The sequence below is a fragment of the Pseudomonas sp. FBCC-B35 genome (assembly GCF_059133755.1).
In genome coordinates this window covers 3,287,608-3,307,266 of the sequence record NZ_CP101439.1, presented here as the reverse complement: position 1 = coordinate 3,307,266, position 19,659 = coordinate 3,287,608, and the positions used below count along the sequence as shown (strand labels likewise).

Below are 19,659 nucleotides of genomic sequence, written 5' to 3'. Positions count from 1 at the left end.
CAGATGTTGGCACAAGCCTTGCTAAAACCTTCGGCAACGACACTCTGGTCAACCGCTGAAGGTTTCCCCGACATGAGCATCAGCTTCGACAAGGCGCTTGGTATCCATGAAAAGGCCCTGGGCTTTCGTGCGCAACGCGCCGAAGTGCTGGCCAACAACATCGCCAACGCCGACACCCCCAACTACAAGGCCCGTGACCTGGACTTCGCCTCTGTGCTGGCCGCCGAAAGCGACAAGCAGCAGAACGGCGGCCGCTTCGGTCTGGAGCGCACCAACAGCCGGCACATCGAGGCCGACGGCGTGGCGCTGAGCGACGAAGCCCTCAAGTACCGCACGCCGATGCAGCCCTCGATCGACCAGAACACCGTGGACGCGCAGATCGAGCAGTCCAACTACACCGAAAATGCCATCGGCTTCCAGGCCAGCTTCACGTTGCTCAACAGTAAATTCAAAGGGCTGGTGTCAGCCCTGCGGGGAGAATGACCATGTCCCTTTCCAGTGTCTTCAACATTGCCGGTTCCGGCATGAGCGCGCAGAACACGCGCCTGAACACCGTCGCCTCCAACATCGCCAACGCCGAGACGGTCTCGTCGAGCATCGACCAGACCTACCGCGCTCGCCACCCTGTGTTCGCCACCACGTTCCAGAACACCCAGGCCGGCACCAGCCAGTCGCTGTTCGAGGACCAGGGCGAGGCAGGGCAGGGCGTGCAGGTAACCGGCATCGTCGAGGACCAGAGCAACCTGGAGGCCCGCTACGAGCCCAGCCACCCGGCGGCTAACAAGGACGGCTACGTGTATTACCCCAACGTCAACGTGGTCGAGGAAATGGCTGACATGATCTCGGCCAGCCGCGCGTTCCAGACCAATGCCGAGTTGATGAACACGGCCAAGAGCATGATGCAGAAGGTACTGACCCTGGGTCAGTGATAGGACGCCGACATGACCACCACCAATGCCACAGGCGACGTCGGTAGTAGCTACCTGAACTCGCTGCAACGCAAAGAAAGCAAGAACGACGATAAGACCGGCGCCGCCGGCAGTGCGCTGGGCAAAGATGCCTTCCTGCAGCTGCTGGTCACCCAGATGAAGAACCAGAACCCCCTCGACCCGCAGCAGAACGGCGAGTTCGTGGCGCAGTTGGCGCAGTTCAGCAGCTTGGAAGGTATCCAGACCCTGAACAGCTCGGTCAATTACATCGCCGGTGCGTTTCAGTCTTCCCAGGCCTTGCAGGCATCGTCGCTGGTCGGGCGCAACGTGATCGTGCAGACCGACAAGGCCATGGTCGACACCAGCAAGGACATGAAGGGCTCGGTGAACCTGACCGGCTCGAGTACCGCCACCTCGGTGGGGGTGTACGACAAGGACGGCAAGCTGGTGCGCACCCTCGATCTGGGTTCCCAGGCTGGCGGCAAGGTGGACTTCACCTGGGATGGCAAGGATGACGCCGGTGAGGCCCTGCCGGCCGGCACCTACAGCTTCAAGGCCACCGCCTCGATCAACGGCACGGCCACGGCCATGACCACCAACCTGCCGGCCACCGTCACCAGCGTGACCATGGGCACCAACGGCGGCGAAATGTCGCTGAACCTGGCAGGGCTGGGCAGCGTTCCACTTTCCACCATTCAAAGCATCGGCATCTAGGGCCTAGGGCACATCTTCAGGAGTTAGCGTATGTCTTACAACATTGGCTTAAGTGGCCTCAATGCAGCCAACAAGGCCCTGAACGTAACCGGCAACAACATTGCCAACGTCGCCACCACCGGCTTCAAGGCCTCGCGCGCCGAATTCGCCGACCAGTACTCAAGCTCCATTCGCGGCACCAGCGCCGGCCGCACCACCATTGGTACCGGTGTAAGAACCGCCGCCATTTCCCAGCAGTTCAGCTCCGGTAACATCAACGGCACCGGCCAGGCACTGGACATGGCCATCGACGGCAACGGCTTCTTCGCGCTCAACGACAACGGCTCGAAGATCTATACTCGGGCCGGGGCCTTCTACAGTGACAAGCAGGGCTTCGTCGTCAATGCCGGCGGCGCCAACCTGCAAGGTTATGGCGTCGATGAGAATGGCCAGGTGGTCCAGGGGGTATTGACCAACCTTCAGATCGACACGGCCAATCTCACCCCCAAGGCCACGTCCAAGATCGACCAGACGGTCAACCTCAAGTCCAGCGATGGCGCGCCTACGGTCACCCCGTTCGACCCAGCCGACGTCAAGAGCTACAACTTCACGTTCTCAAGCGACGTGTACGACAGCCAGGGCAATGCGCACCAGTTGAACCAGTACTTCATCAAGGATGACACGTCCAATTCCTGGAAGATGTACAGCACCATCGACGGTCGCAACCCACAGGACCCGACCTCCACGCAGCCGCTGATCAATGACCTGCCGTTCAAGTCCGACGGCACGCTCAACGCCGATGCCCTCACGGCCGGGCCGGTAGCCGGTGGCCTGTCCATCAATGCCAACAAGACCTTCAACCTGGACAACTGGATCCCCGCGCAGAAGAACGCTGCCGGCCAGTGGTCGGCCAACGGCGCCAACGCCAACCCCGGCGGCGTCAGCCTCGACATGCTGGGCATGACCCAGTACAACGCTGCTTCTGCCGTGACCGCCAAGGATCAGGACGGGTTCGCTACCGGTGAACTGACCGGTCTTTCGGTCGACAAGGGCGGCTTCCTGTTCGCCAACTTCACCAATGGCCAGAACAAGGTCATCGGCCAGGTCGCCATCGCCAGCTTCTCCAACATGCAAGGCCTGACGCCGATTGGCGGGACCAACTGGCAGGAGTCGTTTTCGTCGGGTGTCCCGGTGATCGGCGCGCCGGACACCGGCACCCTGGGCCAGATTGCAGGTTCCTCGCTGGAAGATTCCAACGTCGACCTGACCGGCGAGCTGGTGAATCTGATCAAGGCGCAGAGTAACTACCAGGCCAACGCCAAGACCATTTCCACCGAAAGCACCATCATGCAGACCATCATTCAGATGAGCTGAGGACGTGCTCAGGCGTGATACGTGGGGTTCAAGGGCAAGGTCGGTGAAGCATGCCGGTTTGTTGTCCTTGCTCCTGGTGATAGGGGGCGGCAGTGCCCAATGGGCAGAGGCCGCCCCGAGGCCTTTCTTCCTGTGGCAAAGCCTGGTCACCGGGCGATACATCTGCGTCCAAGGCAACCCGGGTTCAGGCTGGACCCGGTTTGCCGGCCCCTATAAAAACGGCGCCTGCCGCGATCACTGATCCAGGCGTGCTGATCCGATGCCAACAAACTGACACCGACGCTAAAGCCGTCGCGCTGAAGTGCCTGATTCACCGGGGTGCAAAGCTGGTTCGATTATTGCTTGACCCTGCCTGATGACAGCGCGGTACTGGCGCGCGGAGGAGATGCTGTGGACAAATTGCTTTACGTGGCCATGACCGGCGCCAGCCAGAACGCGCTGGCCCAGAAGGCCCACGCCAACAATCTGGCGAACGTTTCCACCAACGGCTTCCAGCGTGACCTGGAGCAGGCCCGCTCGATGCCGGTCTTTGGCGACAGCTTCCCGGCGCGGGCCTTTGCCCTGACCGAGCGCCCGGCCACCGACTTCAGCGAAGGGCCGATGATCGAAACCGGTCGCGACTTGGACGTGGCGGTGAGCGGGCATGGCTTTATCGCCGTGCAGGCGCCTGACGGCAGCGAAGCCTACGTGCGCACCGGCAGCCTGAACATCGACGCCCTGGGCGTGTTGCGTGCCGGTAACGGCATGCCGGTGATCGGCAACGGCGGCCCGATTGCCATTCCACCTGAACAGAAGGTGGAAGTGGGTGCCGACGGCACCATCAGCATTCGTTCCATGGGCGAAGACCCACGGGTGATGGCCGAGGTCGACCGCATCAAGCTGGTCAACCCGGACACCAAGGGCCTGAACAAGGGCGCAGACGGCCTGATCCACACGGCCAGCGGCCAGCCGGCCGATGCCGACGTCAATGTTCGCGTGGTGTCGGGCTTTCTTGAAGGCAGCAACGTCAACGCAGTCGAGGAGATGACTTCGGTGCTGGCGTTGTCCCGCCAGTTCGAGCTGCACGTGAAGATGATGAGCGCGGCCAAGGAAGGCGATGAAGCCATGGCGCGGGTTTTGCAAATCGGCTAATGACATTTGAACGGGTGCCGTAAAACAGGCGCGCGAGGAGAACTTACATGCTTCCAGCTCTATGGGTCGCCAAAACCGGCCTGTCCGCCCAGGACACCAACCTGACGGTGATTTCCAACAACCTGGCCAACGTGTCGACCACCGGCTTCAAACGTGATCGCGCCGAGTTCCAGGACTTGCTGTACCAGATCCGTCGCCAGCCAGGCGCCCAGTCCACCCAGGACAGCCAGCTGCCCTCGGGCTTGCAGGTGGGTACTGGCGTGCGCATCGTCGGCACCCAGAAAAGCTTCGTGGCTGGCAGCCTGCAGACCACCGAGAACCCGCTGGACATGGCGGTCAATGGTCGCGGTTTCTTCCAGATACTGCAGCCAGATGGCACGGTTTCGTACACCCGTGACGGCACCTTCCACCTCAACTCCGATGGCCAGATCGTCACCGCCAACGGCTACGCTCTGGAGCCTGCCATCGTCGTGCCCAACGACGCGCAGACCTTCACCGTTGGCCAGGACGGTACCGTGTCCATCACCACCGCCGGTAACCCGGCCGCCCAGGTGATCGGCAACATCCAGACCGCCGATTTCATCAACCCGGCGGGCTTGCAGGCCATTGGTGGCAACCTGTTCCTGGAAACGGCCGCCAGCGGCGCCCCCCAGGTCGGCACCCCAGGCCTGAACGGCTTCGGTACCACCTTGCAGCAAACCCTGGAGAACTCCAACGTCAGCACCGTGGAAGAGCTGGTGAACATGATCACCACCCAGCGCGCCTACGAGATGAACTCCAAGGTCATTTCTGCCGCCAACTCGATGCTGCAGACCGTTACCCAGCAGCTGTGATCCCAGCAACTTCCGTAGCACCCGCGAGGTATGCATCATGAATCGTCTGTTGTCCGTTTTCGCCCTGGGCGGTGCGGTGTTGCTTGCAGGCTGCGTCGCCCCGGCGGCCAAGCCCAACGACCCGTACTATGCGCCGGTGCTCCCGCGCACCCCTTTGCCGGCAGCGGCCAATAACGGTTCGATCTACCAGGCCGGGTTCGAGCAGAACCTGTACGGCGACCGCAAGGCGTTCCGTGTGGGTGACATCATCACCATCACGCTGAACGAGCGCACGTCGGCCAGCAAGAACGCAGGCTCCCAGATTCAGAAGAACAGCAAGGCCAGCCTTGGCCTGTCGTCGCTGTTCGGGGCCAAGCCGAACACCAACAACCCGTTCGGCGGCGGCGACCTGTCGCTCGATGCCGGCTACAGCGGTGATCGCACCACCAAGGGCGACAGCAAGGCCACCCAGGGCAACACCCTGACCGGCTCGGTGACCGTCACCGTGGCCGAAGTGCTGCCCAATGGCATCATCGCCGTGCGCGGCGAGAAGTGGCTGACCCTGAATACCGGTGAAGAACTGGTGCGCATCGCCGGGCTCATTCGCGCCGACGACATCGCCACCGACAACACCGTGCCGTCCACGCGGGTGGCCGATGCGCGCATTACCTATTCCGGTACCGGCTCGTTTGCCGATGCCAGCCAGCCCGGGTGGCTGGACCGCTTCTTCATGAGCCCGCTTTGGCCCTTCTGAGTACCCTGACCATGCTCAACCTGAGGCAACTGCTCACCGCCACCTTGCTGCTGACCTGCGCCTGCGCGGCGCAAGCCGAGCGCCTGAAGGACATCGCCAGCATCTCGGGCGTACGCTCCAACCAGTTGATCGGCTACGGCCTGGTCGTCGGCCTCAACGGTACCGGCGACCAGACCACGCAAACGCCTTTCACCCTGCAGACGTTCAACAACATGCTCTCGCAGTTCGGCATCAAGGTGCCGCCTGGATCGGGCAACGTGCAGTTGAAGAACGTCGCCGCGGTGTCGGTGCATGCCGACTTGCCGGCTTTCGCCAAGCCAGGGCAGGTGGTGGACATCACCGTATCGTCGATCGGTAACTCCAAGAGCCTGCGCGGGGGCAGCCTGTTGATGACCCCGCTCAAGGGCATCGACGGCAACGTCTACGCCATCGCCCAAGGCAACCTGGTGGTAGGCGGCTTCGATGCCGAAGGCCGCGACGGCTCGCGGATCACCGTCAACGTACCGTCTGCCGGCCGTATCCCGGGCGGCGCCAGCGTTGAGCGGGCAGTGCCAAGCGGTTTCAACCAGGGCAACACCCTGACCCTGAACCTCAACCGCCCCGACTTCACCACCGCCAAGCACATCGTCGACAAGGTCAATGACCTGCTCGGCCCTGGCGTGGCCCAGGCCGTGGACGGTGGTTCGGTGCGCGTGAGCGCGCCGATGGACCCCAGCCAGCGGGTGGACTACCTGTCGATCCTGGAAAACCTGGAAATCGACCCAGGCCAGGCAGTGGCCAAGGTGATCATCAACTCGCGTACCGGCACCATCGTCATCGGCCAGAACGTCAAGGTGTCGCCAGCGGCGGTGACCCACGGCAGCTTGACCGTGACCATCACCGAAGACCCCATCGTCAGCCAGCCGGGCCCGCTCTCCAACGGCCAGACCGCCGTGGTCCCGCGCTCGCGGGTCAATGCCGAGCAGGAAGCCAAGCCGATGTTCAAGTTCGGCCCGGGTACCACGCTGGATGAAATCGTCCGGGCGGTGAACCAGGTGGGCGCCGCGCCCGGTGACCTGATGGCCATTCTCGAAGCCCTGAAACAGGCCGGCGCCTTGCAGGCCGACCTGATCGTGATCTGAGGACGGCGTCGATGAACAGCAAGAGCCTGGTTTCCGGCAGTGTCGACAGCGGTGCCTTCACCGACCTCAACCGCCTCAATGCCCTCAAGCACGGTGACCGCGACAGCGAAGCCAACGTGCGCAAGGTGGCCCAGGAGTTCGAGTCGATGTTCATCAGCGAGATGCTCAAGGCCTCGCGCAAGGCCAGCGATGTCCTGGCCGACGACAACCCGATGAACACCGAGACGGTCAAGCAGTACCGGGACATGTACGACCAACAGTTGTCGGTGAGCATGTCCCGCGAGGGTGGCGGTATCGGCCTGCAGGATGTGCTGGTACGTCAGCTGACCAAAAGCCGCAGTGCCGCCGCCAATACCAGCCCGTTCCCGCGAGGGCAGGCCGGCCCGGTGCTGTGGGGCAGCAAGGTCGCAGACCCGGTTCACGCCACGCAAGCGGCCAGCACCCGCAACGACGTCGCCGCGCTCAATGCGCGGCGCCTGGCGCTGCCCAGCCGTCTTACCGACCGCCTGCTGGCGGGCATCGTGCCTACTGCGGCCACCGCCCCTGTCGGCGCGGCCCCCGCTGCCCCCGTGCGCGACGGCCAGCAACCGGCCAAGGTTTTTGCCGTGCCCGAGAACGGGCTGCGCATCACCGGCCGCGCCATCGCCCAGCCGCCGCTGGCGCCGAAAAAGGCGTTCACCGATAGCGATTCGTTCATTGCCACCATGCTGCCGATGGCCGAACAGGCTGCCAAGCGCATCGGCATCGACCCGCGCTACCTGGTCGCCCAGGCTGCGCTGGAAACCGGTTGGGGCAAGTCGGTCATGCGCAACAGCGACGGCAGCAGCAGCCACAACCTGTTCGGCATCAAGGCCACCGGCAACTGGCAGGGCGAACAGGCCAGGGCCATCACCAGCGAATTCCGCGACGGCCAGTTCGTCAAGGAAACCGCCCAGTTCCGCAGCTACGACTCCTACCAGGACAGCTTCCACGACCTGGTGAGCCTGTTGCAGAACAATTCGCGCTATCAAGAAGCGGTCAAGTCGGCCGATAACCCTGAGCAGTTTGCACGCGAGTTGCAAAAGGCCGGTTACGCGACCGACCCGGGCTATGCGAAGAAAATCATCAGCATCGCCCAGCAAATGCAGAAGACACCGCAATACGCCATGGCTGGCAGCACCACGAACCTTTAAAAGGACTACATCATGTCGAGCCTGATTTCGATCGGCCTGAGTGGCTTGAGTGCCAGCCAGGCGCACCTGTCGGTCACCAGTAACAACATCGCCAACGCCGCCACCAGCGGCTATTCGCGCCAGCAGGCCATGCAAGTGGCCGGTGCTTCGCAGTACATGGGCGCAGGTTTTCTGGGCAGTGGGACCACGCTGGCAGACGTGCGCCGTATCTACAGTGCCTACCTCGACAATCAGTTGCAGACGGCGACATCCCTCCAAGCCGATTCCACGGCATTCCGGGACCAGGTGACCGGTGTCGACAAACTGCTGGCGGATCGCGATACCGGCATCAGCTCGGTACTGACTGCGTTTTTCTCGGCCATGCAAACCGCAGCGGCCAAGCCCGGGGATGTGGCCTCGCGGCAACTGTTGCTGACCCAGGCGCAGACCTTGAGCAACCGTTTCAACGCCGTCAGCACCCAACTGAACCAGCAGAACGATGTGATCAACTCCCAGCTCGATACCTTGGCGGGGCAGGTCAACAAGCTCACTAGCAGCATCGCCGAATACAACAAGCAGATCGTGGCCGCCAGCGGCACAGGCAGCACGCCCAACAACCTGCTCGACGCCCGCAGCGAGGCCGTTCGCCAGTTGAACGAACTGGTGGGCGTGACCGTTCAGGAGCGTGAAGGCAACTACGATGTGATCCTGGGTAGCGGCCAGTCGCTGGTGACCGGGAGCAGGGCCAACCCGCTGTCGGTTCAGCCGGGGGTGGCTGACAAGAGCCAGGCGACCTTGCGCATCAACTACGAGTCGTTCAGCTCGGACGTAACCTCGGTGGCCACCGGCGGCACCATCGGTGGCCTGTTGCGCTACCGTCAGGACGTGTTGACGCCGTCGATGAACGAGCTGGGCCGCGTGGCGCTGGTCGTCGCCGACAGCATCAACAGCCAGCTGGGCCAGGGCCTGGACGCCAATGGCCAGTTCGGCAGCTCGCTGTTCTCCAGCATCAACAGCGCCAGTGCCATCGCCCAGCGCAGCCTGGCCTCGTCGAACAACAGCGCAGGTTCGGGCAACCTCGATGTCACCATTGCCAACAGCGGCGCCCTGAGCACCTACGACTACGAAGTGAAGTTCACCAGCGGCAATCAGTACAGCGTGCGCCGTTCCGACGGCACCGACATGGGCTCGTTCGACCTCAATGCCGACCCTGCGCCCGTCATCGATGGCTTCAGCCTGTCCCTCAAGGGCGGTGCGCTGGCCGCCGGCGACAGCTTCAAAGTAATTCCTACCCGTTCAGCCGCCACCGGTATTGCCACGGTGCTCACCGATGCCAACAAGCTGGCGTTCGCCGGCCCTGTTAGCGCTGCTGTTGGCAGCGGCAACAGCGGCACCGGCACCATCACCCAACCCAACCTTGGGCAAGCGCTGGATATCTACGGCGGTGCCGACACAGCGCTGACGCAGCAGGCGATCAAGGACGCCATGCCGGTGCGCGTGGTGTTCGACGCAGCCAGCGGTGGGTCCCAGGGCTACAAGCTGTTCGATGCCAAGGGCGCACAGATCGGCACCGGGACCGTGGTGCCGGGCCAGGACAACAAGCTCTCGCTGTCCATACCGATGCGTGATGCATCGGGCAACCCGATTCTCGACCCCAGCGGCAATCCGCGCACCTTTGCGCTGGAGACCACTGTGGGTGGCAGCCCGGCAGCCAATGACAGCTTTACCTTGTCGTTCAATGTCGATGGCAAGGCGGATAACCGCAATGCCAATGCCCTGTTGAGCCTGCAGACCAAATCGACCGTGGGGACCAATTCCGGTGGCGGCACCAGTTTCACTTCCGCCTATGCCGCCTTGGTAGAGCGGGTGGGTGCCAAGGCCAGTCAAGCGTCCATCGATACTACTGCAACGGCCGCGGTACTCAAGTCGGCAAGTGAAAGCCGCAGCGCCGTCTCTGGGGTGAACCTCGACGACGAAGCCGCCAACCTGGTCAAGTTCCAGCATTACTACACTGCGTCGTCCCAGATCATCAAGGCGGCGCAAGAAACGTTCTCGACGTTGATCAACGCGCTATAAGGAGGCTGATCGTGCGAATTTCAACTGCCCAGTTTTACGAAACCAGCTCCAACACCTATTCCAAGAATTACTCGGATTTGGCCAAGATCACGGCCCAGGTGACCTCCAAATCGCGCATTCAGACCGCAGGCGATGATCCGGTGGGCGCTGCGCGCTTGCTGTTGTTGCAACAGCAGAGCGCGTTGCTCGATCAGTACAGTGGCAACATGACCACCGTCAAGAACACCCTGCTGCAGCAAGAAAGCGTGTTGTCTACCATCAACGATGCGCTGCAGCGGGCAAGCGAGCTGTCGATTCAGGCGGGTAACGGTGGTCTGAGCGACGCCGATCGCACCTCCATCGCCAGCGAAATCAAGGAAATCGAGGCCAACGTGTTCGGCCTGCTCAATTCCCGTGACGCCAACGGGGACTACATGTTTGGAGGGTCCAAGAATGCGACCCCGCCCTATGTTCGCAATGCCGACGGCTCCTACAGCTATCAGGGCGACCAGACCCAGATGAGTCTGCAGGTGTCCGACACCTTGCACCTGGCCATCAACGACAGTGGCTTCAGCGTCTTTGACCAAGCCACCAACAACAGTCGCACGCAATCGACCTTGCAGGCGCCGACGCCCAACGATGGCAAGGTGCTGCTTTCGGGTGGGTTGTTGACATCGGCCAATACCTACAGCGACAAGTTCGCCGCGGGCCAGCCTTATACGGTTACCTTTACCAGCGCCACTGAATACAGCATCAAGGACGCCGCCGGTAACGACATCACCAACGAAACCGCTGGCAAGGGCAAGTTCGATGTCAATACCGAAGGCGGCAAGATGATCTCGTTGCGGGGTGTGGATTTCGAGGTCAACCTGAACCTTGCCGAGGGTGACGATCCTGATGCCGTGGTGGCAGGGCATGTCTTCACCCTTGAAGCCAAACCAGACACCCTGACCGCTACCCGCAGTGCAGGCAACCCATCGACCTCTCAGGTCGTGGGCTCAAGTGTTACGGACCCCGATGCCTACCGCAGTACCTTCCCCAGCAACGGTGCAGTGCTCAGGTTCACCAGCGACACCGAGTATCAGCTGTTTGCACAGCCCTACGATGCCCAGAGCAAACCGATAGCGTCGGGCACCGTGGGGGCGGGTAATGCCGTGACGGTAGCGGGTGTGACCTATCAGTTCGACGGGGCGCCGGCTCAAGGCGATCAGTTCTCCATCAATGCCAATACCCACCGCACGCAGAACCCTCTGGACACCCTGGGGCAGTTGCGAAGCGTGTTGGAAAAACCCCTTGATACCCCTGAAGCGCAGGCTGCTCTGAAAGCTGCAACGGACTCGGCGATTTCCAACCTGGCCAGTGCGCGTGATCGCATCGACATTACCCGAGGCTCGATCGGTGCCCGGGCCAATTCCCTTGAGATCCAGGCTCAGGAAAACGAAAGCCTTGGTCTGGCCAACAAGAGCACGCAAAGCGCTATTGGCGACACCGACATGGCGACCGCCACGATCCAGCTGACCCTGCAACAGGCGATGCTCGAAGCCTCGCAGCTGGCATTTGCACGCATATCGCAGTTGAGCTTGTTCGATAAGCTCTAAGTGGATCAGGGGGCGCGAAGCCAGGCTTTGCGCTCTGCTTCGCCGCAACCGATCAGGGCTGTGATTTTGCGACTTCGCTGCGTTAGCGCGCTCATCTGATGGCGCCCGCAGCGAAGGGTGCGTCAACGGCGAGCTCGATTGAAACTCGCGGTCTTGACACTCAATGACGGGACATCCCGACGCACGACACGTGCACAATTCCACGTGGCATGACCCCTGATACCTGCCTTTCATTGCATTTCAATGTGACCAATGAGTCAAAACGGTCATCTTCCCTGTATTCTATGCAGCAGCTGTTGCAGCATTTTGTTACCGGTGCGCAGGCAGGCGCTGCTTTATCCCCTCCCCAGGCGGTGACGCTCCGGTTTTTGGCGCCCTCAATTGATCGAGTGGTGGTCTTTGGCTGTTTTCATTGGGAAGCCAGAATGATTGGCATCAAGAGTATCGCGAGTTACGTGCCCACCGCTGGCCTGGACAACTACGTCCAGGGTGCGAAGTTCGGCAAGGACGAAGAATTCATGTTCGGCAAGATCGGTGCGTCCTTCCTGCCACGCAAGGCCCCGGAGCAGGAAACCTCCGACCTGTGCGTGGAGGCCGCCCGGGCACTGTTCGCCAACAACCCCGACCTCGATCCGCAGTCGATCGACGCGTTGATCGTGGTGACCCAGAACGGCGATGAAGAGGGCCTGCCGCACACCGCCGCTATCGTCCAGAGCAAGCTCGGGTTGTCTACCCGCGTGGCAGCGTTCGATATCTCCTTGGGCTGCTCGGGGTATGTGTATGGGCTGTACGCGATCAAGGGCTTCATGGAGGCGGCGGGCCTGAAGAACGGGCTGCTGATCACCGCCGACCCGTACTCGAAGATCGTTGACCCGGAAGATCGCAACACCACCATGCTTTTCGGCGACGCGGCCACCGCCACCTGGATGGCCGATGGCGCCATCTGGAAGCTGGGCGAGGCGCGTTTTGGCACCGACGGTTCGGGCGCCGAGCACCTGAAGGTGTCCGATGGCACGTTCTTCATGAATGGCCGGCAGGTCTTCAACTTCGCCTTGGTCAAGGTACCGGCTCACTTGCACGAGCTGCTCGATGCCAGTGGGTTGCAGTCGTCGGACATCGACGCGTTCTGCATCCACCAGGGCAGTGCGGCGATTGTCGATGCGGTAGCTCGCCGGTTCGAAGAACATCATCCGGAGAAATTCGTGAAAGACATGCTGGAGACGGGCAATACCGTGTCGTCCAGCGTACCGTTGCTGCTGCAGAAGCACATGCTCGACGGTAGCTGGAAGCGGGTGGCGGTGAGTGGGTTCGGGGTAGGGCTGTCCTGGGCTTCGGCGATTCTTTATCGCGATTGATGTGTTCGCGGTGGGGTAGGGGCGTTCTGCCTTTGTTCGGGCTGGTCCCTGTGCTTAATCGGTTGAGCCCAACTTCCAGGGCTGCTTAAAGGCCCATCGCGGACGGTGCCAAGATCAGCTGCTAAGCGCAAACCTGGGGCCGCTGCGCAGCCCATCGCGGCCGGTCCGGCGCCCCGGCGAGGCCGCTCCCACCCCAACCGCGTGACGCCTGAATTCGCGGGTTCGCACTTTGTGGGAGCGGCCTCGCGCCGCGATGGGCCGCGCAGCGGCCCCGACATTTCCTGACGCCAAGCTGCATACCTTGAACCTTCGCCACCTCCTCTTCAGCCCCCAGTTCGCCAGGCCATCCCTCGACTCGCTCCAGACGCCGTCATCCCCCTCATACCTACCCACCCCGCTTTTTGACGCCAAAATTCCGCGCTTAACCCCTTGATTTTCCAGGGCTGGCCGCATGCCAGCATTTTTTTTTGCAAAAACCCCTCAAGCAACCGGGCCATCCGACGATAACCATTACGAAGGTTCTCTAGGCCATACCCGGCTGTCGCCAGGGCCGGAAGCCGCAGTATCCATACCACGAGGAATTCGTCATGGCTTTGACCGTCAACACCAACATCACCTCCTTGGGCGTTCAGAAGAACCTGAACCGCGCTTCCGAAGCGCTGGGTACTTCGATGTCCCGCCTGTCCTCTGGCCTGAAAATCAACAGCGCCAAAGACGACGCCGCTGGCCTGCAGATCGCCAACCGTCTGACCAGCCAGATCAAAGGTCTGAGCGTGGCAATGAAGAACGCCAACGACGGTATCTCGATCGCCCAGACCGCTGAAGGCGCCATGCAGGAATCGACCAGCATCCTGCAGCGTATGCGCGAACTGTCCCTGCAGTCTGCCAACGGCTCGAACAGCGATGACGACCGTACTTCCCTGCAGCAAGAATTCACCGCACTGACCGGCGAACTGACCCGTATCGCCAACACTACTACCTTCGGTGGTCGTAACATTCTGGACGGCTCGTTCCAGAACGTCGGCTTCCAGATCGGCTCCAGCGCCAACGAAACCATTTCGTTCGGCATGACCGATATCAGCGCGACTGGCCTGAAAGGTTCGTTCAGCGAAGCTAAGACTGATGGCGCGGCTACCGATTTGTCGGCGGTCGTTACCGGTGCGGTGGCGCCAGCAGGTGCAACTACTTACTCCGCAGCGGCTGTTACCTTCACACCGCCAGCTGCTGGTGAAACTGTTGACCTCACTTTGAACGGCGCAGCTACGCCGATCTCAATCACCGAAACTGATGACACCGATTCGGTAGTAGCGAAAATCAACGCAGCCAATACCGGCGCGAACGCTACTGGTGTTAGCGCTACGAAAGATGCCGCTGGCGCCATCGTAATGTCGTCCTCGGCAACCTTCACCGCCACTGCATCGAACGCCACTACCCCTGCAAACCTGTCTGGCTTCGCAGCCACTGCGACCGTGACGCCGACCACTGGCTTCACCAGCGATATCTCCTTCAACATCAACGGCACCACCGTCGGCGCTACTGCTGGCCAAGATATGGATGATGTCCTCGCCGCCATCAACGCCGAAACCACCAACACCGGCGTTGCAGCCACCCTCAAGGATGGTCGTCTGACTCTGACTTCCACCGACGGCAAAGCCATCAACCTCACCAACGGCACAGGTGCTGCCGGTCAAGGTGCTCTGGCCAAAGTTGGTCTGTCCGCAGGCACTACCGAAGCCAAACTGGTCGCTGATACCTCGATCTCGCTGAACGGCACCGAAGTCAAGTTCAAGAAAGGCGACACCCTGGACTCGATCATCACGTCCATCAACACCGCCAGCACCGGCGTGACTGCCAGCAAAAACGCTGACAACACCCTGAACCTGTTCTCGGCCAAGAACATCACCATCGCCGACGGCAGCCAAGGGACGGGCTTGGCTGCGCTGGGCCTGACCGCAGGTAGCACCACTGCCATCACCCAGGAAGCCACCGTTTCGAGCCTGAGCATCACCACCGCTGCCGATTCGCAAAAATCGATCCAGGCCCTGGACGCTGCCATCGCTCAGATCGACAGCCAGCGCGCTCAGCTCGGTGCCGTGCAAAACCGCTTCGACAGCACCGTTGCCAACCTGAACAGCATCTCGGAAAACTCCACCGCTGCCCGCAGCCGTGTACAGGACGCCGACTTCGCTTCGGAAACCGCCGAGCTGACCAAGCAGCAAACCCTGCAGCAGGCATCCACCGCGATCCTGTCCCAGGCCAACCAGCTGCCGTCTTCGGTACTGAAACTGCTGGGCTAATTGCCAAAGCAGGCTAAGTTTGACGAAGGGTACGTTCACGTACCCTTTCGTCTTTTCGTCACTTGAGGGTGTAAGTCGTGGATATAAGCATGAAGCTGGGCCTGTCCCATCCCGCTGCCATCACGCCGGAAGCGCCATCCAGCGCACGGCCACCCAGCGAGCCGGTCAAGGCCGAGCCCGCCGACAAGGTTTCCAAGCCCGTAGCCCGGCCTGACCTGGAAAGCGCCGTCAGTGCCATCCAGGATTTCGTCAAGGCTTCGGAGCGACAACTGGATTTTTCCATCGACGACTCCACCGGCCAGGTGGTGGTCAAGGTCATCGCTCGCCAAAGCGGTGAAGTCATTCGCCAGCTGCCTTCTGAAGCTGCGCTCAAGCTGGCGGAAAACCTCAAAGATGCCAACAGCCTGTTGTTCAGCACCCAGGTTTAAGTTGGCACGGCTTTTGTTTACCAGCGCACGGATGCTTTTTCGTCGGGATACCGGCGGTTACGATAAAGGAGATGTGATATGGCAAGCTCGACCATCAATGGGCTTGGCTCTGGCCTGGACATCAGCGGCATTGTGAAGGCCCTGGCTAGTGCCGAAAAGGCGCCTAAGCAAACCCAGATCAACAACCAGACCACCACCGCCACCACCTCGCTTTCGGCCATCGGCTCCGTCAAGAGCGCGCTCGAAACGTTCCGTGCCGCAGTCGCCAAGCTCAACACCGCTTCAAGCTTCTCTGGCCTGGCTTCTTCGTCCTCGGACGAGGCCATCGCCAAGATCAAGCTGGGCGACGGCGCTTCTTCGGGCAACTACGCGCTTGAAGTCACCCAGCTGGCGACCGCCTCGAAAATCTCCACCCAGATTTATGAAAAGACCTCGACGATCGTCAACGACTCGGGTGAATCCCAGACCCTGACCATCAACCAGGGCAATGCGACCCACAGCGTAAACATTGCCGCGGGCGCCACTCTTCAGCAGGCGCGTGACACGATCAATGACCAGCTGCAGTCCAAGGGCATCACGGCCAACATCGTGACCGATGCCAGTGGGTCGCGGCTCATTTTCTCATCGACCAAGATGGGCGAAGGTACCGAGTTGACGCTGGGTGGCGATGCCAGCATGGCGCAGGGTGTGTCTACCGTTGCCACGCCGCAGAACGCCAAATACACCCTCGATGGGCTGGCGCTGGAGTCTGCTTCCAACACTGTGACTGGCGCGATCAGCGGTGTGGACATAACCCTGGTCAAGGAAGGCAAGTCCAACCTGGCCGTCACCAGCAACAGCGACACGCTCAAGACGTCGGTCAAGTCTTTCGTCACTGCCTACAACGCGCTGATGACCACCATCAACACCCAGACCAAGGTCACTACCGGGGCCGATGGCGCAGCCACAGGTTCGGCCGCGTTGACCGGCGATGCCACCATGCGCTCGCTGGTCAATTCCGTGCGCAACGAGATCAGTCATAGCGTCGGTGCAACGGGTCTGCGCACCTTGTCGCAGCTCGGAATCAACACAGTACAGAAAACCGGCCTGCTGGAGTTCAACGACACCAAGTGGGATGCGGCGGTCAAAACCTATGGTGCCGACATCAACAACCTGTTTACAGGCAAGGATGGGCTGTTGACGCGCATGACCAACGTCACCGAGGAGTACACCAAAGCCGGTGGCATCCTAGCCTCGCGCCAGACCAGCCTTACCAATCAGCTCAAGGAGCTCGAGGAGTCGCAGCAGGCATTGGATCGGCGCATCGATTCACTGACGGACACCTTGACCAAGAAGTACAACGCGATGGACACCATGGTTGCGCAGCTCAAGGCGACCAGCGACAGCGTCATGACCACGCTCAACGCGTTGAATAAAGCCAAGAGCGACAGCTGACAGCGCTAAAGAAAACGCGCGGGGCGCCGATAAACAGGTTATACGGCCCCCGTCCAGCCTTGTTCACTGAGGATTCACCATGCACCCGATGAGAGCCCTTCGCCAATACCAGAAGGTCAATTCCCACGCCCAGATCTCCGAGGCCACGCCCCATCGTCTGGTGCAGTTGCTCATGGAAGGCGCGTTGGATCGCATGGCTCAAGCCAAAGGCGCCATCTCTCGCGGTGACGTGGCACAAAAAGGTGTCATGTTGGGCAAGGCCGTCGACATCATCGGCGGCTTGCGCGAAGGGCTGGACAAGGACAAGGCTGCCGACCCGGATGAACTTGATCGCCTGGACAGTCTGTACGAGTACATGGCACGCCGGCTGACCCAGGCCAACCTACACAGTGATCCCGAAATGATCGATGAGGTCGCACGACTCATGATCACCGTCAAGAGCGGCTGGGATGCTATCGCGACTGCCGAGTAACAACCTCTCTGCAAGGAGTCACCTATGAGCGCATTGCATCAGATTGCCCACACCTGTCACGCATTGAACGAAGCGCTGGAAGCTCGCGATTGGGTGACCATTGGTCAATTGGACTTGGGCTGCCGTGCGCTCGTCGATGAGGCGCTGGTAGCCGACCAGGAAGATGCGACCGCGCTCAAGGCGAACCTGGAGGCACTCATGGCCGTGTATCGTCAGCTAATCGACGTTGCAAGTGATGAGCGTCAATCTCTGGTCGCAGAAATGTCGAATATCAATCAAGCCAAACAGGCCACAAAGGTATACCATCTGTTCAGCTGAGATTGCGTGAGGCCGGATGCAGCCCGCACTTCTACGGCGCCATATATTTGACTGCTCGGACGTTTTTGACTTTACTAGTGCCTGTTCTCGTATTCCAGACGTCGAAACACTGACCATTCAGTCGGAATGATGTCGAGCACGCCCTCGGGCGCCGATATGACTAGGGAAGTTGCTATTGCATGTGGCGTGAAACCAAGATTCTCCTGATCGATGACGACAGCACCCGCCGCCGCGATCTGGCGGTGGTGCTCAACTTCCTGGGCGAAGAAAACCTGTCCTGCGCCAGCCATGAGTGGCAGCAGGTGGTCGAGCCCTTGTCTTCGAGCCGCGAGGTGTTGTGCGTGCTGGTCGGAACCGTCAACACGCCCGGCACACTGCTCGGGCTCCTTAAGACAGTGCTTTCATGGGATGAGTTCCTTCCTGTTCTATTTTTAGGTGATATTTCTTCGAGCGAGTTGCCTGAAGAGCTGCGCCGCCGCGTGCTGTCGAACCTGGAAATGCCGCCCAGCTACAGCCAATTGCTCGATTCGCTGCACCGAGCGCAGGTTTACCGCGAGATGTACGATCAGGCACGTGAGCGCGGTCGTCAGCGCGAGCCGAACCTGTTCCGCAGCCTGGTGGGCACCAGCCGCGCCATTCAACACGTACGCCAGATGATGCAGCAGGTGGCCGATACCGACGCCAGTGTGCTGATCCTGGGCGAGTCGGGCACGGGCAAGGAGGTGGTGGCGCGCAATCTGCACTACCACTCCAAACGCCGCGAAGCGCCGTTCGTGCCTGTCAACTGTGGCGCGATCCCGGCTGAGTTGCTGGAAAGCGAACTGTTTGGCCATGAAAAAGGTGCGTTTACCGGCGCCATCACCAGCCGTGCTGGTCGCTTCGAACTGGCCAACGGCGGCACGTTGTTCCTGGATGAGATTGGCGACATGCCGCTGCCCATGCAGGTCAAGTTGTTGCGCGTGCTGCAGGAGCGTACGTTCGAGCGGGTGGGCAGCAACAAGACACAGAGCATCGATGTGCGCATCATTGCCGCGACCCATAAAAATCTCGAGAACATGATCGAGGCCGGCACCTTCCGCGAAGACCTGTATTACCGGCTTAACGTCTTCCCTATCGAAATGGCGCCCCTGCGCGAGCGCGTCGAAGACATCCCGCTGCTGATGAACGAGCTGATCTCGCGGATGGAGCACGAAAAACGTGGCTCCATCCGCTTCAACTCGGCGTCGATCATGTCCCTGTGCCGCCACGGATGGCCGGGCAATGTCCGCGAGCTGGCCAACCTGGTCGAGCGCATGGCCATCATGCATCCGTACGGGGTGATCGGTGTGTCGGAACTGCCGAAGAAATTCCGCTACATCGATGACGAAGACGAGCAGATGGTCGATAACCTGCGCAGCGACCTGGAAGAGCGCATTGCCATCAACGGGCACGCGCCCAGCTTTAGCAACCCTGCCATGTTGCCGCCTGAAGGCCTGGACCTGAAGGACTACCTGGGCAGCCTGGAGCAGGGGCTGATCCAGCAAGCACTGGACGACGCCAACGGCATCGTCGCGCGCGCTGCCGAGCGCTTGCGCATTCGCCGCACCACGCTGGTCGAGAAAATGCGTAAGTATGGGATGAGCCGGCAGGGTGGTGAAGACCAGGCAGAGGAGTGATCGTGGTCGATAGGCGGTAGATTCTCTGCCGGAGTGCAAAGTCTCCGGCAAATGTCGTAAGCCCTTATCTGCGGCACGGGTA

Annotated in this window: 18 protein-coding genes; all 18 read left to right on the top strand. The window is 61.1% G+C overall.

Annotated elements, in window-relative coordinates:
• Nucleotides 1–72 precede the first annotated feature (72 nt).
• Complete coding sequence (flgB, locus tag NMB38_RS14930) at nt 73–483, top strand: flagellar basal body rod protein FlgB (RefSeq protein ID WP_023533958.1); 411 nt, start codon at nt 73–75, stop codon at nt 481–483.
• 2 nt (nt 484–485) lie between these two features.
• Entirely contained in the window at nt 486–929 is a 444-nt protein-coding gene (gene flgC / locus NMB38_RS14925) for a flagellar basal body rod protein FlgC (RefSeq protein WP_023533977.1), read from the top strand.
• A gap of 12 nt (nt 930–941) precedes the next feature.
• A complete protein-coding gene (gene flgD / locus NMB38_RS14920; protein WP_027915934.1) occupies nt 942–1,643 on the top strand; it encodes a flagellar hook assembly protein FlgD in 702 nt (233 codons plus the stop codon).
• A 30-nt stretch (nt 1,644–1,673) separates the two neighbouring features.
• Entirely contained in the window at nt 1,674–2,996 is a 1,323-nt protein-coding gene (gene flgE / locus NMB38_RS14915) for a flagellar hook protein FlgE (RefSeq protein ID WP_059183746.1), read from the top strand.
• Between the two features lie 390 nt (nt 2,997–3,386).
• Complete coding sequence (locus tag NMB38_RS14910; protein ID WP_023533964.1) at nt 3,387–4,127, top strand: flagellar basal body rod protein FlgF; 741 nt, start codon at nt 3,387–3,389, stop codon at nt 4,125–4,127.
• 47 nt (nt 4,128–4,174) lie between these two features.
• On the top strand, nt 4,175–4,960 hold the full coding sequence (flgG, locus tag NMB38_RS14905) for a flagellar basal-body rod protein FlgG (protein WP_023533986.1): 786 nt from the start codon (nt 4,175–4,177) through the stop codon (nt 4,958–4,960).
• Nucleotides 4,961–4,997: 37 nt separating this feature from the next.
• Complete coding sequence (flgH, locus tag NMB38_RS14900; RefSeq protein WP_023533931.1) at nt 4,998–5,693, top strand: flagellar basal body L-ring protein FlgH; 696 nt, start codon at nt 4,998–5,000, stop codon at nt 5,691–5,693.
• 11 nt (nt 5,694–5,704) lie between these two features.
• Nucleotides 5,705–6,814, top strand: a complete 1,110-nt coding sequence (locus NMB38_RS14895) for a flagellar basal body P-ring protein FlgI (protein WP_023533921.1) — start codon at nt 5,705–5,707, stop codon at nt 6,812–6,814.
• Between the two features lie 11 nt (nt 6,815–6,825).
• Nucleotides 6,826–7,986: a flagellar assembly peptidoglycan hydrolase FlgJ gene (gene flgJ, locus NMB38_RS14890; RefSeq protein ID WP_027915937.1), complete on the top strand. Its 1,161-nt coding sequence runs from the start codon at nt 6,826–6,828 to the stop codon at nt 7,984–7,986.
• A gap of 12 nt (nt 7,987–7,998) precedes the next feature.
• Nucleotides 7,999–10,041 (top strand): flagellar hook-associated protein FlgK, encoded by a 2,043-nt coding sequence (flgK, locus tag NMB38_RS14885; RefSeq protein ID WP_059183748.1) that lies wholly within the window; start codon nt 7,999–8,001, stop codon nt 10,039–10,041.
• An 11-nt stretch (nt 10,042–10,052) separates the two neighbouring features.
• The gene (locus NMB38_RS14880) at nt 10,053–11,618 is read left to right on the top strand and encodes a flagellar hook-associated protein 3 (protein ID WP_059183749.1); all 1,566 of its coding nucleotides are present in this window, start codon (nt 10,053–10,055) and stop codon (nt 11,616–11,618) included.
• A 425-nt stretch (nt 11,619–12,043) separates the two neighbouring features.
• On the top strand, nt 12,044–12,973 hold the full coding sequence (locus NMB38_RS14875; RefSeq protein WP_023533948.1) for a ketoacyl-ACP synthase III: 930 nt from the start codon (nt 12,044–12,046) through the stop codon (nt 12,971–12,973).
• 587 nt (nt 12,974–13,560) lie between these two features.
• Nucleotides 13,561–15,270, top strand: coding sequence for a flagellin N-terminal helical domain-containing protein (locus NMB38_RS14870; protein WP_027915941.1), 1,710 nt, complete (start codon nt 13,561–13,563; stop codon nt 15,268–15,270).
• Nucleotides 15,271–15,347: 77 nt separating this feature from the next.
• Nucleotides 15,348–15,698, top strand: a complete 351-nt coding sequence (locus NMB38_RS14865; RefSeq protein WP_027915942.1) for a flagellar protein FlaG — start codon at nt 15,348–15,350, stop codon at nt 15,696–15,698.
• Nucleotides 15,699–15,776: 78 nt separating this feature from the next.
• Nucleotides 15,777–17,132 (top strand): flagellar filament capping protein FliD, encoded by a 1,356-nt coding sequence (fliD, locus tag NMB38_RS14860; RefSeq protein WP_027915943.1) that lies wholly within the window; start codon nt 15,777–15,779, stop codon nt 17,130–17,132.
• 79 nt (nt 17,133–17,211) lie between these two features.
• On the top strand, nt 17,212–17,604 hold the full coding sequence (fliS, locus tag NMB38_RS14855; RefSeq protein ID WP_027915944.1) for a flagellar export chaperone FliS: 393 nt from the start codon (nt 17,212–17,214) through the stop codon (nt 17,602–17,604).
• Nucleotides 17,605–17,628: 24 nt separating this feature from the next.
• A complete protein-coding gene (gene fliT, locus NMB38_RS14850; RefSeq protein ID WP_027915945.1) occupies nt 17,629–17,922 on the top strand; it encodes a flagellar protein FliT in 294 nt (97 codons plus the stop codon).
• A gap of 179 nt (nt 17,923–18,101) precedes the next feature.
• On the top strand, nt 18,102–19,577 hold the full coding sequence (gene fleQ / locus NMB38_RS14845; RefSeq protein WP_027915946.1) for a transcriptional regulator FleQ: 1,476 nt from the start codon (nt 18,102–18,104) through the stop codon (nt 19,575–19,577).
• The last annotated feature ends 82 nt before the right edge of the window (nt 19,578–19,659 follow it).

Excerpts from the sequence above, each read along its gene's own strand:
- flgE (WP_059183746.1), top strand. The coding sequence starts at position 1,674 with ATGTCTTACAACATTGGCTTAAGTGGCCTCAATGCAGCCAACAAGGCC.
- fliT (WP_027915945.1), top strand. The coding sequence starts at position 17,629 with ATGAGCGCATTGCATCAGATTGCCCACACCTGTCACGCATTGAACGAA.
- flgH (WP_023533931.1), top strand. The coding sequence starts at position 4,998 with ATGAATCGTCTGTTGTCCGTTTTCGCCCTGGGCGGTGCGGTGTTGCTT.
- NMB38_RS14895 (WP_023533921.1), top strand. The coding sequence starts at position 5,705 with ATGCTCAACCTGAGGCAACTGCTCACCGCCACCTTGCTGCTGACCTGC.
- fliS (WP_027915944.1), top strand. The coding sequence starts at position 17,212 with ATGCACCCGATGAGAGCCCTTCGCCAATACCAGAAGGTCAATTCCCAC.
- NMB38_RS14870 (WP_027915941.1), top strand. The coding sequence starts at position 13,561 with ATGGCTTTGACCGTCAACACCAACATCACCTCCTTGGGCGTTCAGAAG.
- NMB38_RS14875 (WP_023533948.1), top strand. The coding sequence starts at position 12,044 with ATGATTGGCATCAAGAGTATCGCGAGTTACGTGCCCACCGCTGGCCTG.
- flgG (WP_023533986.1), top strand. The coding sequence starts at position 4,175 with ATGCTTCCAGCTCTATGGGTCGCCAAAACCGGCCTGTCCGCCCAGGAC.
- flgK (WP_059183748.1), top strand. The coding sequence starts at position 7,999 with ATGTCGAGCCTGATTTCGATCGGCCTGAGTGGCTTGAGTGCCAGCCAG.
- fliD (WP_027915943.1), top strand. The coding sequence starts at position 15,777 with ATGGCAAGCTCGACCATCAATGGGCTTGGCTCTGGCCTGGACATCAGC.
- flgB (WP_023533958.1), top strand. The coding sequence starts at position 73 with ATGAGCATCAGCTTCGACAAGGCGCTTGGTATCCATGAAAAGGCCCTG.
- flgD (WP_027915934.1), top strand. The coding sequence starts at position 942 with ATGACCACCACCAATGCCACAGGCGACGTCGGTAGTAGCTACCTGAAC.
- flgC (WP_023533977.1), top strand. The coding sequence starts at position 486 with ATGTCCCTTTCCAGTGTCTTCAACATTGCCGGTTCCGGCATGAGCGCG.
- fleQ (WP_027915946.1), top strand. The coding sequence starts at position 18,102 with ATGTGGCGTGAAACCAAGATTCTCCTGATCGATGACGACAGCACCCGC.
- flgJ (WP_027915937.1), top strand. The coding sequence starts at position 6,826 with ATGAACAGCAAGAGCCTGGTTTCCGGCAGTGTCGACAGCGGTGCCTTC.